Origin of the sequence: Yoonia maritima (assembly GCF_003003285.1) — a bacterium.
In the GTDB taxonomy this organism is placed as follows: domain Bacteria; phylum Pseudomonadota; class Alphaproteobacteria; order Rhodobacterales; family Rhodobacteraceae; genus Yoonia; species Yoonia maritima.
Map to the genome: position 1 here is coordinate 238,874 of NZ_PVTP01000001.1, position 25,201 is coordinate 264,074.

Annotated in this window: 23 protein-coding genes; 10 read left to right on the top strand and 13 right to left on the bottom strand. The window is 53.6% G+C overall.

Features of this window, described 5'->3' with window-relative positions:
• Window positions 1-43 precede the first annotated feature (43 nt).
• A complete protein-coding gene (ilvN, locus tag CLV80_RS01195; RefSeq protein ID WP_106353902.1) occupies window positions 44-607 on the bottom strand; it encodes an acetolactate synthase small subunit in 564 nt (187 codons plus the stop codon).
• Between the two features lie 127 nt (window positions 608-734).
• Window positions 735-2,486 carry an acetolactate synthase 3 large subunit gene (locus tag CLV80_RS01200; protein WP_106353904.1) on the bottom strand — a complete coding sequence of 584 codons (1,752 nt, stop codon included), beginning with the start codon at window positions 2,484-2,486 and terminating at the stop codon, window positions 735-737.
• Between the two features lie 656 nt (window positions 2,487-3,142).
• On the opposite strand from CLV80_RS01200, the gene CLV80_RS01210 reads away from it, so the two are divergent.
• The gene (locus CLV80_RS01210; RefSeq protein WP_106353909.1) at window positions 3,143-3,550 is read left to right on the top strand and encodes a GGDEF domain-containing protein; all 408 of its coding nucleotides are present in this window, start codon (window positions 3,143-3,145) and stop codon (window positions 3,548-3,550) included.
• Between the two features lie 32 nt (window positions 3,551-3,582).
• Here CLV80_RS01210 and yghU read toward each other — a convergent pair whose 3' ends face one another.
• On the bottom strand, window positions 3,583-4,440 hold the full coding sequence (gene yghU, locus CLV80_RS01215) for a glutathione-dependent disulfide-bond oxidoreductase (protein ID WP_106353911.1): 858 nt from the start codon (window positions 4,438-4,440) through the stop codon (window positions 3,583-3,585).
• A 212-nt stretch (window positions 4,441-4,652) separates the two neighbouring features.
• On the opposite strand from yghU, the gene CLV80_RS01220 reads away from it, so the two are divergent.
• A complete protein-coding gene (locus tag CLV80_RS01220; protein WP_106353913.1) occupies window positions 4,653-5,774 on the top strand; it encodes a LysM peptidoglycan-binding domain-containing protein in 1,122 nt (373 codons plus the stop codon).
• 39 nt (window positions 5,775-5,813) lie between these two features.
• Here the strand turns inward: CLV80_RS01220 and CLV80_RS01225 are convergent, their stop codons facing one another.
• Window positions 5,814-6,446, bottom strand: a complete 633-nt coding sequence (locus CLV80_RS01225; protein WP_106353915.1) for a response regulator transcription factor — start codon at window positions 6,444-6,446, stop codon at window positions 5,814-5,816.
• Window positions 6,443-7,843 carry a cache domain-containing protein gene (locus tag CLV80_RS01230; protein ID WP_243394341.1) on the bottom strand — a complete coding sequence of 467 codons (1,401 nt, stop codon included), beginning with the start codon at window positions 7,841-7,843 and terminating at the stop codon, window positions 6,443-6,445. The genes CLV80_RS01225 and CLV80_RS01230 overlap by 4 nt, the downstream gene beginning before the upstream one ends.
• Before the next feature lie 271 nt (window positions 7,844-8,114).
• On the opposite strand from CLV80_RS01230, the gene CLV80_RS01235 reads away from it, so the two are divergent.
• From CLV80_RS01235 to CLV80_RS01245, 3 genes are all read left to right on the top strand, one after another.
• A complete protein-coding gene (locus tag CLV80_RS01235; protein WP_106353919.1) occupies window positions 8,115-9,197 on the top strand; it encodes a TRAP transporter substrate-binding protein in 1,083 nt (360 codons plus the stop codon).
• 123 nt (window positions 9,198-9,320) lie between these two features.
• Complete coding sequence (locus CLV80_RS01240) at window positions 9,321-10,268, top strand: TRAP transporter small permease subunit (protein ID WP_106354418.1); 948 nt, start codon at window positions 9,321-9,323, stop codon at window positions 10,266-10,268.
• Window positions 10,269-10,283: 15 nt separating this feature from the next.
• Window positions 10,284-12,638: a TRAP transporter large permease gene (locus CLV80_RS01245; RefSeq protein ID WP_106353921.1), complete on the top strand. Its 2,355-nt coding sequence runs from the start codon at window positions 10,284-10,286 to the stop codon at window positions 12,636-12,638.
• Between the two features lie 67 nt (window positions 12,639-12,705).
• Here CLV80_RS01245 and CLV80_RS01250 read toward each other — a convergent pair whose 3' ends face one another.
• The 4 genes from CLV80_RS01250 to CLV80_RS01265 all read right to left on the bottom strand — a co-directional run bounded on the left by CLV80_RS01250 (window position 12,706) and on the right by CLV80_RS01265 (window position 15,134).
• The gene (locus CLV80_RS01250; RefSeq protein ID WP_106353924.1) at window positions 12,706-13,512 is read right to left on the bottom strand and encodes an arginyltransferase; all 807 of its coding nucleotides are present in this window, start codon (window positions 13,510-13,512) and stop codon (window positions 12,706-12,708) included.
• 119 nt (window positions 13,513-13,631) lie between these two features.
• Entirely contained in the window at window positions 13,632-14,060 is a 429-nt protein-coding gene (locus tag CLV80_RS01255) for an RDD family protein (protein ID WP_106353926.1), read from the bottom strand.
• A gap of 68 nt (window positions 14,061-14,128) precedes the next feature.
• Window positions 14,129-14,548 (bottom strand): DUF2852 domain-containing protein, encoded by a 420-nt coding sequence (locus CLV80_RS01260; protein WP_106353928.1) that lies wholly within the window; start codon window positions 14,546-14,548, stop codon window positions 14,129-14,131.
• A gap of 115 nt (window positions 14,549-14,663) precedes the next feature.
• A complete protein-coding gene (locus CLV80_RS01265; protein WP_106353930.1) occupies window positions 14,664-15,134 on the bottom strand; it encodes a YbaK/EbsC family protein in 471 nt (156 codons plus the stop codon).
• Window positions 15,135-15,212: 78 nt separating this feature from the next.
• Between CLV80_RS01265 and CLV80_RS01270 the strand changes: the two genes are divergently transcribed.
• Window positions 15,213-17,981, top strand: coding sequence for a [protein-PII] uridylyltransferase family protein (locus CLV80_RS01270; RefSeq protein WP_106353932.1), 2,769 nt, complete (start codon window positions 15,213-15,215; stop codon window positions 17,979-17,981).
• Window positions 17,971-18,240, top strand: coding sequence for a hypothetical protein (locus CLV80_RS01275; protein ID WP_106353934.1), 270 nt, complete (start codon window positions 17,971-17,973; stop codon window positions 18,238-18,240). The genes CLV80_RS01270 and CLV80_RS01275 overlap by 11 nt, the downstream gene beginning before the upstream one ends.
• Here the strand turns inward: CLV80_RS01275 and eda are convergent, their stop codons facing one another.
• Window positions 18,241-18,885: a bifunctional 4-hydroxy-2-oxoglutarate aldolase/2-dehydro-3-deoxy-phosphogluconate aldolase gene (gene eda / locus CLV80_RS01280; RefSeq protein ID WP_106354419.1), complete on the bottom strand. Its 645-nt coding sequence runs from the start codon at window positions 18,883-18,885 to the stop codon at window positions 18,241-18,243.
• An 81-nt stretch (window positions 18,886-18,966) separates the two neighbouring features.
• Window positions 18,967-20,772 (bottom strand): phosphogluconate dehydratase, encoded by a 1,806-nt coding sequence (gene edd / locus CLV80_RS01285; protein WP_106353936.1) that lies wholly within the window; start codon window positions 20,770-20,772, stop codon window positions 18,967-18,969.
• A gap of 177 nt (window positions 20,773-20,949) precedes the next feature.
• Between edd and CLV80_RS01290 the strand changes: the two genes are divergently transcribed.
• From CLV80_RS01290 to CLV80_RS01300, 3 genes are read left to right on the top strand one after another with little or no spacing between them, the layout of a single operon-like run.
• Window positions 20,950-21,501, top strand: coding sequence for a DUF6778 family protein (locus CLV80_RS01290; protein ID WP_106353938.1), 552 nt, complete (start codon window positions 20,950-20,952; stop codon window positions 21,499-21,501).
• 43 nt (window positions 21,502-21,544) lie between these two features.
• Window positions 21,545-22,753 (top strand): RSP_2647 family RNA methyltransferase, encoded by a 1,209-nt coding sequence (locus CLV80_RS01295; RefSeq protein ID WP_106353940.1) that lies wholly within the window; start codon window positions 21,545-21,547, stop codon window positions 22,751-22,753.
• Window positions 22,750-23,292: an RSP_2648 family PIN domain-containing protein gene (locus CLV80_RS01300; protein WP_106353942.1), complete on the top strand. Its 543-nt coding sequence runs from the start codon at window positions 22,750-22,752 to the stop codon at window positions 23,290-23,292. Before CLV80_RS01295 ends, CLV80_RS01300 begins: the two co-directional genes overlap by 4 nt.
• On the opposite strand, the gene CLV80_RS01305 is transcribed toward CLV80_RS01300, so the two are convergent.
• Both CLV80_RS01305 and CLV80_RS01310 read right to left on the bottom strand, forming a co-directional pair.
• Window positions 23,289-23,969 carry a M48 family metallopeptidase gene (locus CLV80_RS01305; RefSeq protein WP_106353944.1) on the bottom strand — a complete coding sequence of 227 codons (681 nt, stop codon included), beginning with the start codon at window positions 23,967-23,969 and terminating at the stop codon, window positions 23,289-23,291. The two genes, CLV80_RS01300 and CLV80_RS01305, sit on opposite strands and share 4 nt — an antisense overlap.
• A 41-nt stretch (window positions 23,970-24,010) precedes the next feature.
• Entirely contained in the window at window positions 24,011-25,198 is a 1,188-nt protein-coding gene (locus CLV80_RS01310; protein WP_106353947.1) for a vWA domain-containing protein, read from the bottom strand.
• Window positions 25,199-25,201: the final 3 nt, after the last annotated feature.

Consider the following 25,201-nt stretch of genomic DNA (forward strand, 5'->3'; position numbering starts at 1 on the left):
AAGAAATTGCGCCGGATCAGGGGGCTGATCCGGCGCGTTCTATTTATACTGCCCCACGCGAAAGCGCGGCGACACCTGTCCGGGCGATTTCCTGCAAGCCCAAAGGCTGCATCAATTCCGCAAACGCATCGATCTTTTCGGGCGTGCCAGTGATTTCAAAGATAAATGATTCCAGCGTGCTATCGACCACGTTCGCGCGAAAGATGTCCGCAAGGCGAACGGCCTCGATCCGGTTTTCGCCTTTACCTGATACCTTGAATAGCGCCAACTCGCGTTCCACAGATGGGCCTTCGACGGTCAGGTCATTCACTTTGTGAACATCAACGATGCGACCCAACTGGGCTTTGATCTGTTCGATGATCTGTGGGGTGCCTGATGTAACAATCGTAATGCGTGACCGGTGACCCAAATGATCGACCTCGGCCACGGTCAAGCTGTCAATGTTGTAACCCCGTCCCGAAAACAACCCGATTACCCGTGCGAGAACACCGGGTTCGTTCTCAACGAGAACAGCCAACGTGTGTTGTTCAATCGTGTCAGAATAGTTGGGGCGTAGGTTATAAGCAGAGTGGCTTGTAGCGCCTTTTTTGATTTTTAGTGCGGACATGTGATGTGCCTTGTTTTGATCTTTGACGGTCAGGGTAAAGTGCAGCCCCTGACCCTGGGTGGGGGTGAAGCCCCCTCCCGCGGGGAGGGTCGGGGGCTGCCCGGCCTATTGGCCGGGCCAAAGAGTTTTAGACCAAAGCCTCGCCAGCGCCTTGAATGGCGCCCTCGGTCGAGTCATCCCCCAACAGCATTTCGTTATGTGCCTTGCCCGACGGGATCATCGGGAAGCAGTTTTCGTGTTTTTCGACCAGACAATCGAATAGGACAGGGCCGTCATACGTGATCATTTCCATGATCGCGTCATCCAACGCATCTGGATCGTGGCATTGAATGCCTTTCGCGCCAAATGCTTCGGCCAGTTTCACGAAATCGGGCAGGGACTCTGACCAGCTGGATGAATAGCGTTCACCATGCAGCAGCTCTTGCCATTGACGCACCATGCCCAGACGTTCGTTGTTCAAGATGAACTGTTTGACGGGCAGCTTGTATTGCATCGCGGTACCCAGTTCTTGCATGTTCATCAGCCATGATGCCTCACCCGCGACGTTGATGACCAAGGCATCTGGGTGCGCCATTTGCACGCCGATAGAGGCGGGGAAGCCGTAACCCATTGTGCCCAGACCACCCGAAGTCATCCAACGGTTGGGGTCCTCAAAGCGAAGGTATTGTGCGGCCCACATTTGGTGTTGACCCACTTCTGTCGTGATGTAGCGATCGTGCTTTTTGGTCAATTCTTCAAGGCGTTGCAGGGCGTACTGCGGCTTGATGATCTTGCCGTCTTGCTTGAAGTCCAAGCATTTCACGTTGCGCCATTCGTTGATCTGATTCCACCACTTGGACAGGCCTTCTTTGTTGGTTTTGCGACCGCGGGCTTTCCAGACGTTCAGCAGATCCTCAAGCACATGGGCAACGTCGCCCAGAATTGGGATATCAACGTGAATGACCTTGTTGATCGAAGACGCATCAATATCGATATGTGCCTTTTTTGAGTTGGGGCTGAATGCATCCAGACGCCCGGTAATCCGGTCATCAAAACGCGCGCCGATGTTAATCATCAGATCGCAATCATGCATGGCCATGTTGGCTTCGTACAGACCGTGCATGCCCAGCATACCGATCCAGCTGTCGCCGGATGCAGGATATGCCCCCAAACCCATCAGCGTGGATGTGATTGGGAAACCAGTCGCAGCAACCAGTTCACGCAGCAGCTGCGATGCAGCCGGACCAGAGTTGATAACGCCGCCACCTGTATAGAACACGGGACGTTTCGCTGTTTCCATGGCTTTCGCCAGTTCAGTAATCGCATCCAGATCGCCCTTAACCTGCGGGTTATAGTGGGTCTCGACCTGTTTGGCCTGCGTATAGGTGCCTGTTGCGAACTGAACATCCTTGGGAATGTCGATCAGAACCGGGCCGGGACGACCAGATGTGGCAACATGGAACGCCTCGTGCAGGGTCGCGGCCAGCTTGTCGGTCTCTTTTACCAGCCAGTTATGTTTGGTGCAGGGGCGGGTGATGCCAACGGTGTCGGCCTCTTGGAATGCATCGGACCCGATCATGAATGTCGGAACCTGACCCGTCAGAACGATCAATGGAATACTGTCCAGCAGCGCATCAGTCAGACCGGTCACCGCGTTCGTGGCGCCGGGACCAGATGTCACCAGTGCAACGCCGGGTTTGCCCGTCGAGCGTGCGTAACCTTCGGCTGCGTGAACCGCGCCTTGTTCGTGACGTACCAAAACATGCGTAATGCTGTTTTGCTGAAAAATCTCGTCATAGATCGGTAGGACGGCGCCACCGGGATATCCAAAGACGACTTCCACACCCTGATCGATCAGAGCCTGTACTACCATTTTTGCGCCCGTCATGGCTTTTGTCATTGTTCTCGCGTCCTATCCGCTATTTTATCATTGGTCACAAAAAAACCCCCGAGTTTGTCGGGGGCGCATGGGATCGTTATGGTCTTACCGTTACCGGCCCATGCGCGTGTATCTTAGAATGAGTACGACGTTGTTCATCGGGGTTCCTCTCGTGTGGGATGACAATAGTGTTGGCTCATCCAAGGGTCAACAGCCTGTTTGGAGAAAATGTCGTTTGCGCGGGTGTTTTTGGAATTTTCTTTCATATCGTATATTTTGCGCCCCAACTTAAGCGTGCGTTAGGTGAATCAAATCATACCTAAGACGTAGCAGTTGGGTTTTTGGTTGGTATGCAAAATTTTGTCGCATGGGTTGTTCCACGCCGTTGGTGGCATTGGGTATTTTCGATTTTTATGTGGGGTGCCGTCGTCGGGATTTTGGGTTTTTTGTCGGAACTCATTGTGCAAGACCACACAAATTACCATGCAGCTAGGCATTTTGGGATGGCCATCTTCACGTCTGCGCCGTTGGTTGTTTTTGCAATTGTGTTACTGCGATATTCAAACCGCTTGACGCAGGATGCGATTAAGATGGCGTCAAAGGACCCGTTGACAGGCTTACTGAATAGGCGGGCATTTCTTGATGCGCTTTCTAGGTAGCCGGCGGGGGTTTTGTTCATGCTGGACTTGGATCATTTTAAGGTCGTCAACGATAGTTACGGTCATCCGACTGGAGATCAGGTATTGTGTGAAATGGGCCACGCGATGACGGGTTTGGTGCGCAAAACCGATCTTGTTGGCCGATTGGGCGGCGAAGAATTTGCCGTGTTTGTTCCCGCCTTGACACAGAGTGAAGCACAAAGTCTTGGCGAACGAATGTCTCTAGGGGCGGTATATGTGGATCCGTTTACGCAAAAGCATATTTCAGTGACGGCTTCTGTTGGGGTAGTTGAAACTGGGTGCTGTGACAGTGTCGATAATATGCTGCGTCTCGCTGATAAGGCGCTGTATCACGCCAAAGCTGCGGGTAGGGCGCAGTTGGTATGGATCGACTGCGCTGGTAATGCACCCAGCGCAGTCGCCTGACGTTGGATGCATCCTCAACAAGGTTAGGTCTATTACCCGATTTTATCTTGCGTTTTTGTATCGAAATCGCTGGCATCATGACGTTCGTGCAGTTGACCTTCGGGCGCGCCGGATGTGCGATTGACCATGGCGCCACGGATAAATGCGGGACGTGACATGACCTCGTCTGCCCACCGGATCACGTTTTTGTAAATTCCTACATCGAGGAATTCGCCGGCATCATACCCTTCGCCTTTGACCAGACGGCCGTACCAAGGCGCAGTTGCCATATCGGCGATCGTATAATCTTTGCCAGATAGGTAGCGGTTGTCGGCAAGTTGACGATCAAGAACATCAAGTTGGCGCTTGGCCTCCATTGCAAAGCGATTAATCGGATATTCGAATTTTTCGGGTGCATAGGCGTAGAAGTGACCAAAGCCGCCGCCCAGATAAGGCGCAGACCCTTGTAGCCAGAACAGCCAATTCATCGCCTCAGTGCGTGCCGCTTGATCCGTTGGTAAAAACGCGCCAAACTTTTCAGCAAGATACAGCAGTATCGCACCGCTTTCGAAAACACGGCTTCCCGTCCCATGATCCATCAGGGCAGGGATTTTTGAGTTCGGGTTCACATCAACAAAACCGCTGCCAAACTGATCGCCATCGCCGATTTTGATGAGCCAAGCATCATATTCTGCACCATGCCCCGCCGCGAGCAGTTCTTCGAGCATGACAGTAACTTTTACGCCGTTTGGGGTCGCAAGAGAGTAAAGCTGTAGCGGATGCTTTCCAACTGGTAGATCTTTGTCGTGGGTAGGGCCCGCAATGGGGCGATTGATGCTGGCGAACTCGCCACCGTTCTTAGCGTCCCATGTCCAGACTTTTGGTGGGACATACTTTGATGTTTCGGTCATCTTTCGCTCCGATTTGTGATCCGTTTTCTGTGTGCAAATAGGCATTGCATGATGCCTAAGCGCAAGGCGGTTCTATAAATAATTGGTGCTGTTTTCGCGGTAATATCAAGTGTTTCTGGGTTATTGTCGATGTGGTTGCATTATTTTCAAGACATTTTGAATTTCTGTGAAATAGTAAACACACGATAAATGATAAGCGAAAGGGATGATGAATGTCGAATGTTAGAACCCAAGCCGGTAAAATAGTCCTGCCAAGAGTAACTTTGTTTTCTTCATCCGGTTTTGCCGCATTATGCGCCATGAGTTTTGGTATTGTTGCGGCGTCTGCCGGGCAAGTTCAGGCGCAAGAGCAGTGTACAAGCTATACGATTGTTCGTGGTGATACCCTTAGCCAGGTTGCAAAACGGGCAGAGGTCCCGGGCGGTTATCAGGTATTATTCAATGCAAATACCGATGTTTTAGAGAGTCCAAATTTGCTTGAGGTTGGACAAGTTTTAAAGATCCCTTGTGCAGATGGTGCGCTTCCCGTGACTGAAGCGACGGCACCAGTTCCGGCTGAAACGCCGACGTTACAGCCGGAAAGTCTTGATCGTCCGCTCAGATTTGTGACTTCAAGTGGCTATGCGCCATTCACAGAAGAAAGCCTGCCCGGTGGTGGACTGTTCACGCAGATGGTGCGTCGTTCGATGGAGCTTGGTAATGAAGACCAAGAATTCAACATCATGTTCGTCAATGACTGGAATTCGCATTTGCAAGATTTGCTGCCGTCGGGCGCGATCGATATGGCTTTTCCATGGTTCAAACCGGATTGCACAAAAGTTGATAATCTTTCTGCCCCGAACGCCTATCGATGCACCGATTTCAATCATTCAGAGCCGTTTTACGATGCGCTGGTTGGGTATTACACGCTTGCTGGCAGCGCCTATGCCTCTGCGGATAGCTACTCTGACCTGTTCGGCGCACGACTGTGTCGCCCAGATGCGTGGTTCACGTTTGATCTAGAGGGCGAGGCGCTTGTTTCCCCAAATATCGAACTTGTTCAACCGCCGACCCAAGCTACCTGTTGGGATTTACTGCGCGATGGCGAAGTGGATGTCGTGACCTATGACGCACTACCGGCTGAGGAAGATGCGACAAATGCCGGTATGAAAGACGTCGTTGTCGATCTGCCTACACTGACATCTAAGCAGACGCTTCATGTGTTCGTCTCCAAAAGCAACCCTAATGGCGAAGCCTATATGGAGATCATTAATGCAGGTTTGGAAGAACTCCGCCTGTCTGGGGAGTGGTTCGAGATTGTGCGCGAAGGTATCAAAACCACGGTCGAAAACTAAAGTCTTGCGCCGTGCCTAACTGTGTTGGGTACGGTTTCTTTAGATTCCAGTACCTTGAAGCACACCATGTTCCATTGCATATCGGGTTAGCCCAGCAGTAGAACTGATCCCAAGCTTGCCCTTGATATTATTGCGATGTGTTTCAACTGTACGAACAGAGATATTCAGCGTGTTTGCGACTTCTTTGTTGGATTTGCCTTGGGCCAGTTCAAGCAGGATCGTTTGTTCGCGGCTGGTCAGAGTTTCGCGCCCGTCGCTGATTTTGGGGCGTAATGACCCTTTGGCGCCAGTGCATAGATATTGTTCGCCAGCCATTACCGCATCAATTGCATGTCGGATCGATTCTGTTGGCACATCTTTCAAAATATATCCCCGCGCGCCGTGGCTGAGTGCGGTCGAGATATAGGCCGGACTATCATGCATCGAAAGGATCACGATCCGGGTATCTGGTCGTCTTTCCAAAATGATCTCGGTCGCATTTAACCCCGAAAGACCGGGCATGTTGAGATCAAGCAGTATCACATCGGGCGCAAGAGCAATCACCTGATCCACGGCGTCTTGGCCGTTATTAAGCGCGCCGACAACTTCGATGTCGTCATAGCTTTCTAAAATGGCTTGTATGCCTTCGGTGACCATGGGGTGATCGTCCACGATCAGAATGCGGATCGTCATGCGTTTTCCTTTGGCGTCTTTTGTGGACTTAACAGGTGGGTTAACGGGACCTGTGCTTCGATAATGGTTCCGGTGGGGGCGTTGTTGCGTGATGTTTCAATGCGCAAGGTCCCTCCGATTTGTTCGATACGTTCTTGCATATTTCGCAACCCGAGGCCATGCGTTCCGCGTCGTTCTGGTTGGGGCCAGACCATGCCCACGCCGTTGTCTGAGACGCGCAACATTGCACCAGATCGATGCCCCTTTAACGTCATGTGAACATGTGTCGCGCTCGCGTGGCGTTCAATATTCGTCAGCGCCTCTTGGGCGATGCGATAGAGCGCGATCCTTGCATCTTGGTCTAGGCGATTGCGAAAGACGACCGTCTCAAATTCGGTATGGATCCCGGTGCGTGTCCGAAACTCATCGGTCAATGCTTGCAGGGCAGGGCCTAACCCAAGATCGTCAAGCGCGCCGGGACGCAGGTCTCGGCTAATGCGCCTGACTTCTTGGATGGTTTGACCTAACCCGTCTATCCCTTTGTTCAGGCTATCGATGCTATTATCACCGAGCTTGCGCCGGGTCAGTTCAAGTGCATAGCGTACGCCTACTAGCATCTGGCTAATGCCATCGTGTAATTCCCGCGCCACGCGACCGCGTTCTTCCTCTTGGGTGTCGATGATGCGCTGGGTAAGTTCTTTTAGTTTTACGTCGGCTAGCCGCCGTTCGCGCAAGTTTAAAAACATACCAGTCATAAATACGCCAATCAGAGCAATGATCGCGATCACGACAATATAGAAGGAAGTCCGCGTAATGCGTGCTTGGACCTCGGCGCGCGACGCGGCCACGTTATCAAGCACGTCATCGATAAATATCCCGGTGCCAATGACCCAGCGCCAATCCTGAAAGCCGTTCACATAGGCGATCATACGCGCTTGTTCGCCTGTTGATGGTTTTGTCCAGATAAAGCTGTGATAACCGCCCCCCGTACGTGCGATCCGGATTAGTTCATTGGTGATCTGGGTTCCGTTCGGGTCAGTAAGCCCCAGCCAGTTTCGCCCGATGAGGTCGGTTTGGCGTGGTGCGACAAGGTTGTTTCCGTCGTAGTCAAACACAAAGAAATAGCCATCTTGCCCATAAAGCATCGAAGACAATTCTTGGGTGACTGCCAATTTTGCGATGTCGTCATCCGGGGCCGCACGGCCATAGGTATTCACCACAGCGGTGCGCGCAATGGATAAATAATTCTGAAGCTCTGCGCGTTTAGTCGCGATGAGCTGGGCCTCGAGAGCTTGGATTTCACGTTCAGCGAGCTGACGCGATTGCGTTGCGACGACCAGTGAAATCAGAAATACAGCTAACACAAGCGGCACCGTGGCCAAAAGAAAGACCTTTTGCCCGTAATCGATATTCAACATGTCGCAAAGCCGCGAAATTCGCCCATTCATGGTGTGATCGTTAGCGGGGAATCGTGACGAATCAAACCCATGCTGTCGGCTTCGTTGTTTGCGCACGGATGTGTTCGCTTAATAATAGTGCGATATTGGTCGGAAAATGTAACAAAAATGCGCTTTCTACGTAAAACTACGTATTTTAGCTTCGCTAATCACGCGATAACCTGCCTGGACGAAAAACGATCTGCTTTTGCCTGTGTTTGGGGTGGAAGAATAATATCTGGGAGGAAATTTCATGGATCGCCGTTCATTTCTAAAGAACTCTGCACTTGGCGGTACGGCCGCCGCTGCGACAGCGCTTGCTGCACCAGCATACGCGCAGGGCAACCGCACGCTGACGCTTGTGACGACGTGGGGACGTGGTCTGGCGGGTGTGCACGATGCTGCACAACGTGCTGCTGATACGATCACTGCGATGTCTGGCGGTTCGCTGACAATCGACCTTAAAGCCGCTGGCGAACTCGTTGGTGCGTTTGAAGTATTTGATGCTGTGACTTCTGGTCAGGCAGACATGTACCACGGTGCTGACTACTACTTTGTGAACCAACACCCTAGTTATGCATATTTCACATCCGTACCATTTGGCATGACCGCGCAGGAAATTTCTAACTGGTACTACCAAGGCGAAGGCCAAGGTTTCCACGACGAATTGGGTCAGATCTTTGGTCTGAAATCCTTCCTTGCAGGTAACACTGGTCCACAAGCAGGCGGATGGTTCTCAAAGGAGATCACTGGTCCAGAAGACTTCCAAGGTCTGAAGTTCCGCATGCCAGGTCTGGGTGGTCAGGCGCTGGGTAAAATGGGTGCATCTGTACAAAACCTGCCGGGCGCAGAAGTTTACCAAGCATTGGCGTCTGGTGCGATTGATGGTACCGAGTGGATCGGCCCATGGGCCGATGAAAAAGCTGGTTTCCAAGAAATCACTAAATTCTACTATACGGCTGGTATGCACGAGCCGGGCGCTGCCCTGTCACTTGCGACAAATCTAGATGTGTTCGAAAGCCTAAGCCCAGAGCACCAGAAAATCATCGAAATAGCATCTGCCGAAGCGCATCAGTGGAACCTTGCACAGTTCATGAACAACAACGGTGCAGCACTTCAGCGTCTACAAGCTGGCGGTGTTAAGGTTCTGGAATTCCCTGATACCGTTTGGGATGCAATGGGTGTTGCTGCGAAAGAAACACTGGACCAGTATGCTGGCGACGACATCTATGACCGTCTGCGTGCAAGCTACAACGCATCGATGGCTGCGTCTTCTGGCTGGATCCAGAAATCTGAAGGTGCTTACCGCGCCCAGCGTGACCGTGTAATGGGCTAAGGCCCATTCACTTAACGTGACTATCTAACGTGAGGGCCCGATGCGTATTGCATAGGGGCCCTCATGCATAAGGGTGCAAGGGAAGCACCTATCAAAAAATTATCGCGACAGGGGGATTGGGACATGGGCCTGGTCGAAGCATGGGGGGGTAACCCCATTGGTTGGTTCTTTGCCAACCTAATCGAAGCATTTTACAATTTTGGCTACGCAGTGACGCATCCCGGCCAGTGGTTGTCGTGGATTCCCTTTACCAATGCAGCAATGGACGACCTAGAGGTCAAACAAGCGCTCATGCGCTTTATCTACTACGGCGCCTCGGTCGAATTGTTCTTTGTGGTATTTGTCATTTTCATGATCGTCAGCATCGTTGGCTTTGTGAACAACCAGTTCATGTGGGGCTGCGTGCGTGTGCTTGAAGGCATCGCAAACAAGGTCGGTCGCTTTTTCGCTTGGGCAGGGCTGCTGATGGTCCTGCAGCAGATCGTGATCATCTTTATGCAGCGCATCTTTGCGGTGTCTGAAATCGGCATCGGCTTTGGCGTGAACTTTGCCAAAGACGTCAGCTGGTGGTCAGAAGAGCTCAAGCTATATAACGCGATGATCGTCTGCATGTGCGCGAGCTATACATTCGTCCAAGGCGGCCACGTCCGCGTTGATCTGGTCTATTCCGCCGTAAGCCACCGTACAAAGCGGATCATCGATATGGTCGGTTCGCTGTTGCTGATGGTGCCTGCCGCTATTCTAACATGGCTTTACGGCTGGTTCTTCTTGTGGCGCAACCTTGTGGTGCCGAACCCCTCGGCGTCAGATAGTCTTGACCGTCTGGTGAACAAGGCCCGTGCGCTGCGTTGGAACGTCGAAACTATCGGCTTTTCACCAAATGGGTTTAACGCCTACTTCCTGTTCAAAATCCTACTGGTGACCTTCACCATCATGGTGATGATGCAGGCTGTTGCGTTCTTTTATCGCTCGTACCTTGAGCTAAAAGAAGGCCCGGACAGTGATGGCAAGAACCTCGACCGTGATGTGATCGGCGATGCGACCGCTGAACTTGTCGCAGAAATTCACTAAGGTAGGGCGCGAGATATGCTTTTAGGTTTAGATGGCGTAGAAATCGGCATCATCATCGTCTTTTTGACGTTGTTTGCTGGGATTTTGTCGGGCTTTCCTGTCGCTTTTGCGATTAGTGGTTCTGCCGTTATTTCATTCGGAATTATCGCCGCTCTCGACAGCTCTGGTCTGTTGATCCATGCCGCGATTGATACAAACTCTGCGGAATACGCCGCTCTGATCGCCGAAGGTGTGCGGCCGGACGCGGTATCAGTGTTCCGATACCCCGAATTGCCGCGATATGAACATGTGTTGTTCCCCAACGGTTGGGAACAAGCGCTTGATCGTAACGTTGGTTTCCTTGTGAACCGTATGAACGAACGTGTTCTTGCTGGTCAGTCGATCGAAACACTGCTTGCTGTTGTGATGTTCGTCATGATGGGGATCGTGCTAGAGCGGTCGCGCATCGCAGACGAGCTGCTGACAACAATGGCCAAAGTATTCGGTCCATTGCCCGGCGGTTTGGCTGTATCCATCGTGATCGTTGGCGCATTCCTTGCTGCTTCCACCGGTATTGTGGGCGCAACAGTTGTAACCATGGGTTTGCTAGCGCTGCCGACGATGTTGAAGAACGGGTATTCGCCCGAACTATCGACAGGTGTGATTGCGGCGTCTGGTACGTTGGGGCAGATCATTCCACCGTCCATTGTTATCGTTCTGTTGGGCACGCTTGCTGGTGACCTTTATTCAGCCGCCCAAGAAGAACGCGCGCAGCTTGCGGGTTGTTCTGATGCTCTGACATATCTGGGCGAACCCGCTGTTGTGTCCGTCGGCACGTTGTTCCAAGCGGCGATGCTTCCGGGGATCATGCTGGCGGTGCTTTATGCAGGTTACGCATTTGTGTTTGCGTTGCTGAACCCATCCAAAGCGCCTGCTGTACAATTCGAAACTGGCGGCACAGGTGAAACTGTCACCCGTAATGAGGCCTTTACTTGGTTCCTCGCTGTGCCTGTCGGGATCATTGGTTTGACCATCGGGCTTGGCCAGACTGGTCTGCTGGGCAATCAGACGATCATCGTTGATAGCTTTACCGATGCAGGGCAAACAGCATCCTTGCGTACAAATGTCAGCGATGACTGTGCAGCAGCGATGCTTGATCTGCACGGTGCAGAGGCATGGGAAACTGCGCTATCTGAGCAAGCTGCAATTGACGAAGCTGGTGGCGTCGCCGAGGCGCGCGCACTGAGCGACGAAGAACGCGCAACGATTACAGCAGAGCGCGTTGCAAATGCTGCACCAATTGGCACAGGTATTGGGATCACCGCGATGTTCCTTGCGCTGACACTCGCCATTGCGCGTGGTGTCGCGCCAAGCAAGGACGCACGTCCATTGCTGATTGGCGTGGCAGGGGTCGTGCTGTTATTGCTTGCTGACCTTGCGTTCATTTCGCCGCTGACCTCACCTGGCGTCACGACGATGATTATCGCATTGCCGCTCTTGGTCGCCTTCTTTGGGATGCGTGTCGCGATCAAGTATCTATCGGCGAATGAAATCCTGCGCGTGGTCTTCCCGCCGCTGGTTCTGATCATTGCGGTGCTTGGCTCGATCCTTGGCGGGATTACAAACCCGACACCGGCTGCGGCCTTGGGGGCGGGCGGTGCGCTGTTGCTTGCTGCTTATCGCAAGCGTCAAGATCAGGGGCTGTCCGGTCGGATCGTTCTGCAGACCACGGCTGCAATTGTTGTGATGCTGCTGGTCGGTGTGAACTTTGACATGCGTATGGGGCAAGAGGTCGTGCTTTTCGAAAATCGCATTGCCTATCTCGTCGCGTTCGTTTCGTTCCTATACGCGATGTTTGGTCTGGGCTGGTCTTGCTGGGTTCTGCTTTCGGGCGGCGTTCTGTCACCCGTTGTCCGCGAAACTGCCAAAGTGACATCGATGGTGTTTACGATCTTGATCGGGTCGCAACTGTTGAACCTCGTACTGATCTCATTCGGTGGCGAACACTATATTCAGCAGTTCTTGCGGTCGTTTGACAACGAATGGCAGGTGTTCCTGCTGGTCATGTTCGTTCTGTTCATCTTGGGGTTCGTCTTGGACTTCCTCGAAATCATCTACATCGTGATCCCAATTGTTGGGCCAGTCATCTATGGCGGTACATTTGATCCAAAATGGGTCACGATCATGATTGCGGTGAACCTGCAGACATCGTTCCTCACGCCACCATTCGGGTTTGCACTGTTCTATCTGCGCGGGGTTGCACCGAAGTCGATTACGACAGGCCAAATCTACCGCGGTGTGATGCCATTCATCGCCATTCAGGTGGGCGCGTTGCTGTTGCTAGCATTGGTGCCAAGCGTCGTAACAATCGTGCCGAACCTGTTGAAGTAAGCGCAAATAAACAAAAGAAAGGCGCGTGCAGGGAACTGCGCGCGCCTTTTTCGTTGTCCATGATTTTTTAGATGCGACCGTCAGGTAGCTTAATCTGTGCAACCTGTTCCGCAATCGGATCGTTCGACAGCGGGTGCACATCTGAACTGTACTGGGATGGATCACCCAATGGTGTCCATTGGCCACCTTTGTAAATTTCTAAGCCTTCGAACTTAGCCTTGTAATCCATCTTTCGGCTGCCGGGCACCCAATAGCCGAGATAGATATAAGGCAGCCCAAGCTCGCGCGCGATATTGATATGATCAAGAATGATATACGTCCCAAGAGACAGCTTTTCTAACGCCGGGTCGAAAAACGAATAGACCATCGAAAGCCCATCATCGAGAATATCAGTCAGACAAACAGCGTGAAGTTTTCTGTTGTGCGCGTATTCGATCAAACGTGACCTGATAGGTGTTTCTTCGACCATAGCGGCGAATTCAAACATATCCATATCAGCCATGCCACCGGTTGCATGGCGCCCATCTAAGTATTCGCGAAACAGATCGTATTGTTCTTCCGTTGCCCAAGGCGATGTGGCGCGCCGATCCAGATATGCACCACGCTTGCTAACGCGGCGTTGACTGCGTGTTGGGGTAAATTTTGAAACATCAATGCGCGCTGACATACATGCTGAACATTCCGCGCAAGATGGCCTGTAAAGCACATTCTGGGAACGACGAAACCCTTGTTTAGAAAGGGAATCGTTTAGCTTTGTCGCGGTGTCGCCTTGCAATGCAGTGAACAGCTTCCTTTCCATCCGGCCCTCAAGGTAGGGGCAGGGCTGCGGTGCAGTGACATAGAACTGCGGTGCAATAGGAAGCGTGTGGCGCATGGGGTCATCCGGGTAATGTGTCTAAAAACCTTAACAATCCATTTTCATCAGGCCAAGCCCTGTTTCCTATCTGGCAACAACGCTTTCGTATATGTGTTACATCCGATGGTTGAGTTTTCTCACGCATAGCGGTTCATGGCATAAGTCCCAAGAAGATAATCAGTAAGACCTTTGGATTCGCGCGACACCAGCATCAATATCACCGAGATAAGCTGCAAAGGTGTAACACAGACGCTTATTGTGTATCCCAGCGTGTGAGCAAGCGCAGTTCCCGATGATAGCGGGCGACCGTATAGGTCCCTGAGTATGATACCGAACATGCGCATGCCCCATGTCGCAGATCCATTTGCGATTGTGAACCAGCGGTAGAAAAAGCCAACAGTCAGCATCAGCGCCGGAAAAAAGAATATCCCGGTGAATGCTGTAAACGGCAATACGAGCGTGCATATGACGCCGATGATGATGATGTCAAAGATCCACGCGAGGCCACGTTTTAATGTGACGCCCGAAAATGCGTCGGCGGTCGGGTAATAAGGCGTGTCAGTCATTGGAATGCTCTGGTTTTAAAATGAAGGGGGCAGGCGGCCCAAGGTGTTTGGGTCGCCTGTTCGCCTGTTTAGTTGGCAGGTTCAGGGAGTGCATCGTCGCTTGTTGCGTTGGCACGTTCGTTCATAAACTGATCGAATTCGGCCTTATCTTTTGCATCGCGCAGACGTTTTAAGAAGGCTTCGAAATTGTCCTGCTCTTCTTCGAGACGGCGCAGGGTTTCGTGCTTATACGCGTCAAATGCGTTGTTTCCGCTAGATTGGCGCATGTGACGACGGTGGGATTTGTGACTGCAAGATTTGTTAAACATGCGTTTGCTCCAGATCATATAGGCAAGAAGGGCAAGGCCGATTGGCCAGACAAAGATGAAGCCCATAACCATTGCGGCGATCCAAGCACCTTTTCCGCGCTCGTCTAGCCAAGACTCGGCTCGGGCGAAAAACCCAAGAGGATGGGTGGGGGCCATCTGGGATTGGGTGGCGGTGTTCATGGTGGGCTCCTTTATGTGGTTTGTTGCTATGTGAATACCTTTCACATTAATAGATATCGGAACCCGGCCCATGACCTTCAAGAGGTTATGTGAATGTTTTTTACATTAATCTATATTATGCCGTAAAATCAGCGATATATGCGCCAGAAATTTTTCGCAAAATATCTGGCTCTATCGGGAAAATATGCCGAGGTGTCCCTGCAGCACCCCAAATTTCACCAAATTCAAACAAACGAGAATCCATAAATGTCTGGATCGGATTTAGATGCCCTACAGGTGCGACACCCCCGATTGCGAACCCCGTTTGCGCACGGATCATCCCAGCATCTGCCTTTCCAAGTGCCTCTCCTACGATGGCGCTGGCCTTGGCGATATCGACCGTGTTTCCACCGGCAGTGATAAATAGGATTGCTTTCCCAGATGTCTCGCCCGCAAAGATCACGGATTTCGCAATTTGATCTACGTGGCAGTTGGCAGCATCGGCGGCTTGTTGTGCCGTGCGTGTTTCAGTAGCCATTTCGAGTGGTGAAATATCCAATCCTGCATCATGTAGCGCGCGAACGACCCTTTTTAGGCTTTTACTCATGATCTTCATGTCCTTTTTGATCCACCTTATCGCGCGGGTTCGGATTGACCAGACCGCTGTGGAAGGTAACTGTGGCGCATGTCTTTTACCGATCGCCTCACCCGTTGCCCGCGCCCCTATGACTTAGACAGGGGACAAGATGCGTTATCGCATCTCCCTGATTTACCGGTGGCGTTGGTTTCGCTAATCGAGGGCGCAGCCGGGTGCAGCCCCTATCTCGCAACTTTATTACAAGTTGAAGCAGCATGGATTGTTTCAGCAATGGAAGCCCCAGAGCAGGCAGTTGACGAAATCTTGCGCGGATTGCCCGAAATCTCGCTAGACGCACTGACTGGGCATTTGCGCCAATGCAAACGGCGGATCGCGCTGATTACCGCGTTGGCAGATTTAGGTGGCGTGTGGCAGTTAGAGACCGTCACTCAAGTTCTAACCGACTTCGCTGATGCCGCTGTTCAAGCTGCTTTGGTGCGATTGGTCGAGGCAGAAGTAACGCGCGGTAAGCTCCCTAGTGACGGTGATCCGGCGCAAGCTGGTGGGATGTTCGCATTGGCCATGGGAAAAATGGGCGCGGGCGAATTGAACTATTCGTCCGATATCGATCTGATTTGCCTGTTCGATGAAACCCGATTTGATCCCGACGACTATCACGAAATCCGTGCAAGCTTTATCCGGGTGACACGACGAATGGCTGCGATGCTGTCGGATGTTCGTGGGGGCGGGTATGTGTTTCGGACCGATCTGCGCTTGCGGCCCGATGCGTCAGCGACCCCGGTTTGTTTGTCGATGGAAGCCGCCGAACGTTACTATGAAAGTGTGGGCCGGACATGGGAGCGTGCCGCCTATATCAAGGCGCGCGCTTGCGTGGGCGATGTCGACGCCGGTGGTAGATTCCTAGATGCGTTGCGCCCATTTGTATGGCGCAAGCATTTGGATTTCGCCGCGATCCAAGACGCCCATGACATGCGTCTAAAGATCCGTGACCACAAAGGGCTGCACGGAAAACTTGTGCTTGAAGGGCACAATATGAAGTTAGGGCGCGGCGGTATCCGCGAGATCGAGTTCTTTACGCAAACGCGCCAATTGATTGCAGGTGGGCGTGACCCGTCACTGCGCGTGCGCGGAACACGGGACGGGCTGAATAGGCTGTCGGCAGCTAATTGGTTGCCTGAGGATGACGCTGTAACACTATACGATCATTATAAATATCATCGCGAAGTCGAGCATAGATTGCAGATGATCAATGACGCGCAGACCCATCACTTGCCGAATGATGCTGAAGGTTTCGAACGCCTTGCAGCATTCATGGGAACGGAAGTGGATGCGCTACGGTCCGAAATTTCAGATCGTATCGAAGAGGTGCACGCATTAACTGAAGGCTTCTTTGCACCCGATGCAGCGCCAAGCGAAACCAGCGATTGGGGCGCGGAAATTGTTGCGCGGTGGGCCAATTATCCAGCCTTCCGGTCATCTCGCGCAATCGAGATATTTGAACGGCTTAAGCCTGAAATTTTGGCCCGACTGCAAGAGGCCGCAAAGCCGGACGAGGCTTTGATCCAGTTTGATGGTTTCCTGTCCGGCCTTCCTGCTGGCGTGCAATTGTTTTCCTTGTTCGAGGCCAACCCGCAGCTGACCCAATTGATCGTGGATATCGCTGCGACCGCGCCAGAACTGTCGCAATACCTATCGCGTAACTCTGGCGTATTTGATGCCGTGATCGGCGGCGCTTTCTTTGACCCTTGGCCGGGCAAGGATGGTTTGCAGGCTGACCTGACCGCCACTTTGGGTTCCCTCGACGATTACGAAACCCAACTTATCGCTGCGCGCCGTTGGGCAAAGGAATGGCATTTCCGCGTTGGTGTGCATTTGCTGCGCGGTTTGATCAGCGCAGAGGTGGCGGGTAGCCAATATGCTGATCTGGCTGGTGCGGTTGTTGCGGGGCTATGGCCAGTCATCGTTGACGAATTTACCAAAAAACACGGGGCGATGCCGGGACGCGGAGGCGTGGTTCTTGGCATGGGGTCGCTTGGGGCCGGGCGGTTGAACGCGGAATCGGATCTCGACTTGATTATGGTTTATGATGCCCAAGGGATTGAGGCATCGGATGGGCGTCGTCCGCTTGCGACCCGTCCATATTACGCCCGATTGACCCAAGCATTGGTAACCGCGCTTTCTGCGCCCATGTCAGAGGGGCGTTTGTACGAGGTGGATATGCGGTTGCGCCCGTCTGGCAGGCAGGGGCCGGTCGCAACCTCGTTTGAGGCGTTTACAGATTATCAGCGCAACCAAGCCTGGACGTGGGAACATCTGGCGCTGACGCGCGCGCGCGTGATGGCTGGTAATCCAGAGCTGGCGGACGAGATAGAAAACGTCCGCATTGCCGTCTTGGCCGAAAAGGGCAAAGGTGAAACCGTACTTACCGATGTCGCAGACATGCGCCGCCGGATTGCGGCTGCAAAACCTTCGCAAGGTGATTGGGATGCCAAGATTGGCCCCGGTCGCTTGCAAGATATCGAACTGTTCGCACAAACGGCATGTTTGCGCGCAGGATCGTCGGCACGTGAATTGGACGCGCAATTAGAGGCCGGTGTCGCAGACGGCTGGGTTAGTGCCGCTGACGCGCAGGCGGTGAATGACGCGGCGCGGCTTATGTGGCGCTTGCAAGCGGTTGCTCGTTTGTTAACGGGTGGGCCACTGCGCCCTGATGAAGTTGGTGAAGGGGCCAAGCGTTTGATTTTGCGTGAAACAGATTGCAGTGATCTGGCAGAGCTGTCTGACCAGCTGCACGCGCAGGCCGCAGCGGCGGATGCGGTGATTAGCCGGATGTTGGGGGCAGCAGATGACGCGTGATCCAATCGACCCGACTGGCCTGATCCGTGAATCTTTCCGGATTGATGGCATTACCACCGAAGAGTGCAGGACAATCTTTTTAGAATGGGCGATGGGGATTGCGGCCGATGTCGATGCAAAGGCGGCGATCAGAACGCATCTCGTGACTTATAGCGATATGCCGCAGGACCATCCGATGATCGTTACACTATCTGCAGCATTGGCTGATGTGCGCCCGCCCAAACGCCGTGGCGGTAGGCGAGCGCGTGTTCCTGAATAATCAGCTGGCTTGTAGCTGTGATGCCTCGTGCGCAAGCGCTGTGATGCCAGCCCAATCGCCCGCTTGGACCATATCTTTGGGTGCAACCCAAGATCCACCAACACAAAGAGTGTTGCTTAGGCTAAGGTAATCATTTGCATTTTTCAGACTTACGCCGCCTGTCGGGCAGAACTTGACCTGCGGGATCGGTGCGCCGATCGCCTTAAGCGCTGGCGCGCCGCCGTTTGCTTCCGCGGGAAAGAATTTTTGCACGCTATAGCCGCGTTCCAGTAGGCGCATCGCCTCGGACGCTGTGGCGATACCGGGCAACAACGGCAGGTCATTGGCTTCGCACGCGTCTAGCAGTCGGTCGGTTGCGCCGGGTGATACGCCGAATGTTGCACCTGCTTCTTTGGCAGCTTCGACGTCTTTTGGCGTCAGCAATGTGCCAGCGCCAACAACACCGCCGGGCACTGACGCCATCTCGCGGATCGCGTCCAAAGCGGCGGGCGTGCGAAGTGTGACTTCAAGGGCAGGTAGGCCGCCAGCGACAAGCGCCCGCGCCAAATCAGCTGCTGTGCTGGCGTCATCAATTACCAAAACAGGGACAACAGGGGCAAGCAGGCAGACTTTGGCGGCGGCGGCAGAGGCTTCTTGTGGGGTCATGTTCCAGACTTTCATCGGTTATTTGGTGCAGAGCGGCGTCGTTGACGCCGCGTCGGGATGCTTATGGGAAATATGTGTCAGCTAGACAACCACTGCGGCGCCTTCAGAGGACAGGCCCACGTTGCGGCGGAAGACTTCGAATAATTCACGTCCAACACCGTTGCCGTTGCCAGTCAGGTCAGCAATTGCGGGGCTGCGCGTGGTTAGATCCACGCCCAAGACATCAATGGTGCCTTTTGTGGCATCTAGGCGCACGATGTCCCCGTCTTGGATCAGGCTGATTGGGCCGTTATCGGCGGCCTCGGGCGATAGGTGGATTGCTGACGGCACCTTGCCGGATGCGCCAGACATACGACCGTCAGTTACCAGCGCCACCTTCAATCCGCGATCTTGCAATACGGCGAGCGTTGGTGTCAGGCCATGCAATTCGGGCATGCCGTTCGATTTTGGCCCTTGGAACCGAACCACGATGATTGTGTCTTCGGTAAACTCGCCAGCTTTGAACGCGTCTTTAACGGCTTCTTGGGTGTGGAACACGCGGGCAGGGGCTTCGACGATGTGGCGCTCTTTTGCGACGGCAGAGGCTTTGATCACGCCGCGGCCTAGGTTGCCGACGAGTTGCTTCAATCCTCCTTCGGGCTGGAACGGGTTGCTTGCAGGGCGCAGAATCTTTTCGTTCAGCGATTTGCCGGCACCAGCGGAATAGGTGATCCGACCATCTGTCAGTTTAGGTTCCTGCGTATACAAATGTAGCCCGTCACCCGCGACTGTTTTCACGTCATCGTGTAGCAGGCCAGCGTTCAGCAATTCACCAATCATAAACCCAAGACCGCCAGCAGCATGGAAGTGGTTCACATCTGCAAGACCGTTTGGATAAACCTTCGCCATGAGCGGAGTTACATCTGACAGGTCGCTAAAGTCTTGCAGATCAAGGATGATACCAGCTGCACGTGCCATCGCTGGCAGGTGCAGCACAAGGTTCGTTGAACCACCGGTGGCCATAAGGCCGACAAGGCCGTTCACAAATGCCTTTTCATCCAAGACATCGCAAACAGGCGTGTACTGGTTGCCCAATGCCGTGATTTCCAGCGCGCGTTCTGTGCCTGCAGTTGTCAGCGCGTCGCGCATTGGCGTGTTCGGGTTCACAAAGGATGCGCCGGGTAGGTGCAGGCCCATGAATTCCATCAGCATCTGGTTGGTGTTGGCTGTGCCGTAGAACGTGCATGTACCCGGTCCATGGTAAGACGCCATTTCAGAGGCCATCAATTCGTCACGCCCAATTTCGCCGACAGCGAATTTCTGGCGGACTTTGGCTTTTTCGTCGTTCGGCAAACCGGATGTCATCGGACCAGCGGGTAGGAACACACTGGGGATATAGCCAAACGTTGCCGCGGCCATGACAAGACCGGGAACGATTTTATCACAGACACCAAGATAGATCGCAGCGTCAAAGACGTTATGCGAAAGACCAACACCTGCAGCCAGCGCAATCACGTCACGCGAAAATAGGGATAGCTCCATCCCGGTCTGGCCCTGCGTCACGCCGTCACACATAGCGGGAACGCCGCCTGCAACCTGCGCCGTGCCGCCGGCCGCACGCGCAGCTGCGCGGATCAGATTCGGATACAGTTCAAAGGGTTGGTGCGCCGACAACATGTCATTGTAGGCGGTGATGATTCCGATGTTTGGTGCGCGACCCTCTGCCAATGTGGCCTTGTCTTCACCCATCGCGGCATAGGCGTGGGCAAGGTTGCCACAGGCCATATGGGCGCGACGTGGCCCTTCAGATGCGGCGCGTGCCATATTTTCGAGGTAGGCTTGGCGCGTATCTTCCGAACGTGCGCGGATGCGATCTGTGACCGCGGCGATTTTGGGATGAAGTGGCATTGGCTTCCTCATGGCATTTCTTTGACCAAATCTTACCACAAGCCGTTAGCGCTAACAAGTATCATGGCGAAAGGAATGTGACTAAAAGTTAGTTAGCACTACCTAAACGGTTACAAATTATGATTAAGCGTGCTAGCGGGTTGCGCGTTGAGCTTCAAAAAAGATCAGGAGTTGTTTATGTTCAAAAGCTTACTTAGCCTAATGGTGCTACTCATCGGGATGGCAGCATGTTCGTTGCCGACGTCACAGTCTGATGTGCGCCCTGTGATGGATCGGTCATATACTTTAACTGGTCTAAACTTTGCCGTGGCTGAAGGGTTAACCGTTTCTGAAGAAAATCGGTATTACCCAACCTCTGATATCGTCTGGCGTGGCGATGCGCCGGGTCCGCGTGGCGATCAAATCGGTGCGATGTTTAAAACTGCTGCTGATCGGAATAAATCTGTCATTCGCGGTGATGTTCCGATTGTCGTTGATGTACAGCTTTTGCGCTTCCACGGTGTTACCGAACGTACACGTGGTTCCATTGGTGGCGTTTACAACATTATTTTCATGCTGACTGTTCGTGATGCACGCACTGGCGAAGTTATTGAACCTGCGCGCCGGGTTGTTGCTAATCTTCCTGCGCCCGGCGGTAGTGAAGCGATGGCGTTAGAGCACCAAGGCCGCACCGAAAAAGTCGAAGTGACCAACTTTTTAACGGCTACCTTGCGAAATCAGCTTATCTAAAGACATCTTCCCAAGCGGGGGTAAATAGGGGTAGGAGAACAGTATGAATACAACTGACACCTCCCCCGAATTGCCCGTCGTCCGCTTGATCCCCAAGGCCGAAGCCCGTGCCATCCGTCACGGCTTCCCTTGGGTCTATGCCAATGAATTGGTAACAGACCGACGCACCCGTAACCTAACGCCCGGCACGATTGCGCGGCTCGAAGATGCCAACCGCACGCCCATGGGTATTGTCGCGGTGACGCCTGCGTCAAAAATCATTTGCCGCATGTTGGACCAAGATCCAGATGCAGTTATCGATCAGGCTTGGTTCGCAACCCGCCTGACACGCGCGCTTGCGCATCGCGAACGCTTGTATGATGCGCCGTTTTATCGACTTGTCCACGCAGAATCTGATGGCTTGCCAGGTGTCATCATCGACCGTTTCGGTGACGTCGCCGTTGTTCAGCCAAATGCGGCATGGGCTGATGTTCTGATAGCAACTCTTGTCGCTGCGTTGCAGGATGTTACCGGCGTAACCACCGTGATTATGAACGGTACAGGCCGCGCTCGCACGTTGGAAGGTCTCGAAGAAAAGACCGAAGTTCTGGTTGGTGATGCGCCAGCAGGGCCGATCCCCGTGCCGATGAATGGTGCAACCTATATGGCCGACGTTATGGGCGGGCAGAAAACGGGGTTGTTCTTTGACCAGCGTCCGAACCATGCCTTTGCAGCAGGTCTGGCCAAGGATGCGCGCGTGCTTGATGTCTTCTCGCATGTTGGTGGGTTCGGTTTGGCTGCTTTGGCTGGCGGTGCGAAATCAGCATTGTCTGTCGACGGTTCAGCCCCCGCACTTGAACTAGCAGAGCAGGGCGCTGCCGCTATGGGCGCATCTGATCGGTTTGAAACACGTAAGGGCGATGCCTTCGATGTGCTGACTGCCTTGGCCGAAGAAAGCGCAGAGTTCGACGTTGTCATCTGTGACCCGCCCGCATTTGCGCCAACCCGCAATGCCGCCGAAGCAGGGCTACGGGCCTATGAACGTGTCGCGCGTTTGGCCGCGCCATTGGTCGCGGACGGCGGATATCTGGTGCTGTGCTCGTGTTCACACGCGGCTGACATCACCAAATTCCGCAATTCATGTTCGCGCGGGATTGGCCGTGCTGGTCGGCGCGGGCAGATCATCTACACAGGCTTTGCTGGCCCAGATCACCCGCAATTGCCACATTTGGCCGAAAGCGGCTACCTAAAGGTGGTTGTCTACCGCCTATGAGGGTCATGATCGACGCCTGCGTTCTTTATCCAACAGTCATGCGCGAGGTCGTGCTTGGCTGTGCTGCGCAGGGCCTTTTCGAGCCGCGTTGGAGCCCGCGCATCCTAGAAGAATGGGCGCGGGCGACGATCAAACTGGGGCCGGAACAAGAAGTCTGGGCGCGCGGTGAAATTGCGACACTCAATGCGAAGTTCTCAAAGGCGAGTGTCAGCTATGACACCGCAATTGAGGCGCGGTTTTGGCTTCCAGACCCTGCCGATATTCACGTGCTTACAGCGGCAGTTGTTGGATCATGTGATGCGATTTTAACGATGAATGCCAAGGACTTCCCTGGTAATATCCTAGCAGAAGAAGACCTGACGCGTCGCGACCCAGATGGGTTCATGCGCCAGATGTTCGACATAGCCCCGGATAAGGTGCGTAACGTTGCCGATGGCGTTTTAGCCGAAGCAAACCGACTGTCAGATCGACCATGGGAGATGCGCGCGCTGATGAAAAAAGCGCGGCTTCCACGCTTTGGCAAGGCATTAGTGGCCTAGCGCCACTTTGCCTCGTTTGCTTCAATTGCGGCAATGCGAAGCGGCGTTTTTGGGTGGCTCATCAACCATGCAGGCGTTGCTGCTCCACGTGCGCCAGTCAGCCCTTCAAGTTTAGCAAAGAGTGATTTTTGCGGTGCCGTGCCGATGCCAGATTTTGTTAGCAGCGCCGATGCATAGGCGTCTGCCTCAAACTCATCTGAACGCGACATTCCCGCAGCGACCAGCCGCATCGCCATCGTCGCCAGCCATGGGCCGATACCCGGAATAAACCGACTAAGGACCATCGCAAGCGCCGTGCGCATCGCATTTTGACCGGTAAAGTCGATCATACGACGCTTGGCGTGCCCCAAGGCCACATGGCCCAATTCATGGGCAATAACGGACGCCATTTCTTCGGCGCTGACTTTACCTTCGCGGTATTTGTCAAAAAAACCACGCGTGATGAAAATCCGTCCATCTGCGACAGCCAAACCGTTCACGGGTTCTATCTCGTAGATGTGCACGCGGATGCGTTCGATATCCAAGGCTTTGGCCATGCGTGCGGTCAATTGGTTGAGAACCGGATCGTCCATTTCGATCGACTTTGCGTCCAGTTCACGCGCGGTGCGCCAGACGGAGAACCGATACATCGCGAGCCCGTAAAGGACCGCCAGCAGAATAGGGGTAAATCTGATCATATCTTAGATATTGGGGGCGGGTTGCAGAATAGCAATGGGGATCAGCGCCCCAATGACTTCATACCTGCTTCGATACCTGACAATGTCATCGGCACCATGCGGTCTGCGCCAAAGATATCTTGGATCATTTGAACGGATTGGGTGTAGCCCCAATAGCGTTCATCCAGCGGGTTGATCCAAAGATGGCTTGGCCATTGGTCGCGTGCGCGGGTCAGCCAAGTTTCCCCGGTTTCAGCGTTCCAATGTTCATTTGCGCCACCTTTGAATGCGATTTCATAGGGGGACATGCTCGCGTCGCCGACAAATATGCATTTGTAGTCAGGGCCATAGGTGCGTAGCACGTCCCACGTTGGGGTTTGTGCATCCCAGCGGCGGGCGTTGTCGCGCCACACACCTTCGTACAGGCAGTTGTGAAAGTAGAAGTGCTCGAAATGCTTGAATTCAGATTTGGCCGCGCTGAACAGTTCTTCGACCAGCTTAATATGTGGGTCCATTGAGCCGCCGATATCAAGGAACAGCAGGACTTTTACGGCATTCCGGCGTTCCGGTTGCGTCTGCACATCTAGATAGCCGTGTTCAGCAGTGGCGCGGATCGTCCCGTTAAGGTCCAGCTCATCATGTGCGCCATCACGCGCCCACCGACGCAGCCGTTTTAGCGCGACCTTGATATTGCGGGTGCCCAGTTCAACAGTGTCGTCCAAATTGCGAAATTCACGTTTATCCCAGACCTTAACGGCACGTTGATGGCGGCTCTCTTTTTGGCCGATACGCACGCCTTCGGGATTATAGCCATACGCACCAAACGGCGAGGTGCCGGCTGTGCCGACCCATTTGTTGCCGCCCTGATGACGTTCCTTTTGTTCCTCAAGCCGCTTTTTGAGCGTCTCCATCAGCTTGTCAAAGCCACCCATCGCGTCGATTTCAGCCTTCTCAGCCTCGGTCAGGTGCTTTTCGGCCAGTTTTTCCAGCCAATCGGCAGGAATGTCGACGGCGTTCATCACGGCCTCTGGTGGGATCGCGTCCAAGCCTTGAAAGGTCGCAGCAAAGGCGCGGTCGAATTTATCAAGGTTGCGTTCGTCTTTGACCATGATGGTCCGCGCGAGGAAATAGAACGCCTCGATATCGTAGGTCGCAAGGCCTGCTTTCATACCCTCAAGAAACGACAGGAATTCGCGCAAGGATACTGGGACCCCTTGATTGCGCAAATTGTCGAAGAAAGGCAAAAACATCGG

Excerpts from the sequence above, each read along its gene's own strand:
- yghU (WP_106353911.1), bottom strand. The coding sequence starts at position 4,440 with ATGACCGAAACATCAAAGTATGTCCCACCAAAAGTCTGGACATGGGAC.
- eda (WP_106354419.1), bottom strand. The coding sequence starts at position 18,885 with ATGACCCCACAAGAAGCCTCTGCCGCCGCCGCCAAAGTCTGCCTGCTT.
- CLV80_RS01255 (WP_106353926.1), bottom strand. The coding sequence starts at position 14,060 with ATGACTGACACGCCTTATTACCCGACCGCCGACGCATTTTCGGGCGTC.
- CLV80_RS01250 (WP_106353924.1), bottom strand. The coding sequence starts at position 13,512 with ATGCGCCACACGCTTCCTATTGCACCGCAGTTCTATGTCACTGCACCG.
- ilvN (WP_106353902.1), bottom strand. The coding sequence starts at position 607 with ATGTCCGCACTAAAAATCAAAAAAGGCGCTACAAGCCACTCTGCTTAT.
- CLV80_RS01270 (WP_106353932.1), top strand. The coding sequence starts at position 15,213 with ATGTCTTTTACCGATCGCCTCACCCGTTGCCCGCGCCCCTATGACTTA.
- CLV80_RS01260 (WP_106353928.1), bottom strand. The coding sequence starts at position 14,548 with ATGAACACCGCCACCCAATCCCAGATGGCCCCCACCCATCCTCTTGGG.
- CLV80_RS01310 (WP_106353947.1), bottom strand. The coding sequence starts at position 25,198 with ATGTTTTTGCCTTTCTTCGACAATTTGCGCAATCAAGGGGTCCCAGTA.
- CLV80_RS01235 (WP_106353919.1), top strand. The coding sequence starts at position 8,115 with ATGGATCGCCGTTCATTTCTAAAGAACTCTGCACTTGGCGGTACGGCC.
- CLV80_RS01305 (WP_106353944.1), bottom strand. The coding sequence starts at position 23,969 with ATGATCAGATTTACCCCTATTCTGCTGGCGGTCCTTTACGGGCTCGCG.
- CLV80_RS01265 (WP_106353930.1), bottom strand. The coding sequence starts at position 15,134 with ATGAGTAAAAGCCTAAAAAGGGTCGTTCGCGCGCTACATGATGCAGGA.
- CLV80_RS01225 (WP_106353915.1), bottom strand. The coding sequence starts at position 6,446 with ATGACGATCCGCATTCTGATCGTGGACGATCACCCCATGGTCACCGAA.
- edd (WP_106353936.1), bottom strand. The coding sequence starts at position 20,772 with ATGCCACTTCATCCCAAAATCGCCGCGGTCACAGATCGCATCCGCGCA.
- CLV80_RS01220 (WP_106353913.1), top strand. The coding sequence starts at position 4,653 with ATGTCGAATGTTAGAACCCAAGCCGGTAAAATAGTCCTGCCAAGAGTA.
- CLV80_RS01295 (WP_106353940.1), top strand. The coding sequence starts at position 21,545 with ATGAATACAACTGACACCTCCCCCGAATTGCCCGTCGTCCGCTTGATC.
- CLV80_RS01240 (WP_106354418.1), top strand. The coding sequence starts at position 9,321 with ATGGGCCTGGTCGAAGCATGGGGGGGTAACCCCATTGGTTGGTTCTTT.
- CLV80_RS01300 (WP_106353942.1), top strand. The coding sequence starts at position 22,750 with ATGAGGGTCATGATCGACGCCTGCGTTCTTTATCCAACAGTCATGCGC.
- CLV80_RS01245 (WP_106353921.1), top strand. The coding sequence starts at position 10,284 with ATGCTTTTAGGTTTAGATGGCGTAGAAATCGGCATCATCATCGTCTTT.
- CLV80_RS01290 (WP_106353938.1), top strand. The coding sequence starts at position 20,950 with ATGTTCAAAAGCTTACTTAGCCTAATGGTGCTACTCATCGGGATGGCA.
- CLV80_RS01200 (WP_106353904.1), bottom strand. The coding sequence starts at position 2,486 with ATGACAAAAGCCATGACGGGCGCAAAAATGGTAGTACAGGCTCTGATC.
- CLV80_RS01230 (WP_243394341.1), bottom strand. The coding sequence starts at position 7,843 with ATGTTGAATATCGATTACGGGCAAAAGGTCTTTCTTTTGGCCACGGTG.
- CLV80_RS01275 (WP_106353934.1), top strand. The coding sequence starts at position 17,971 with ATGACGCGTGATCCAATCGACCCGACTGGCCTGATCCGTGAATCTTTC.
- CLV80_RS01210 (WP_106353909.1), top strand. The coding sequence starts at position 3,143 with ATGCTGGACTTGGATCATTTTAAGGTCGTCAACGATAGTTACGGTCAT.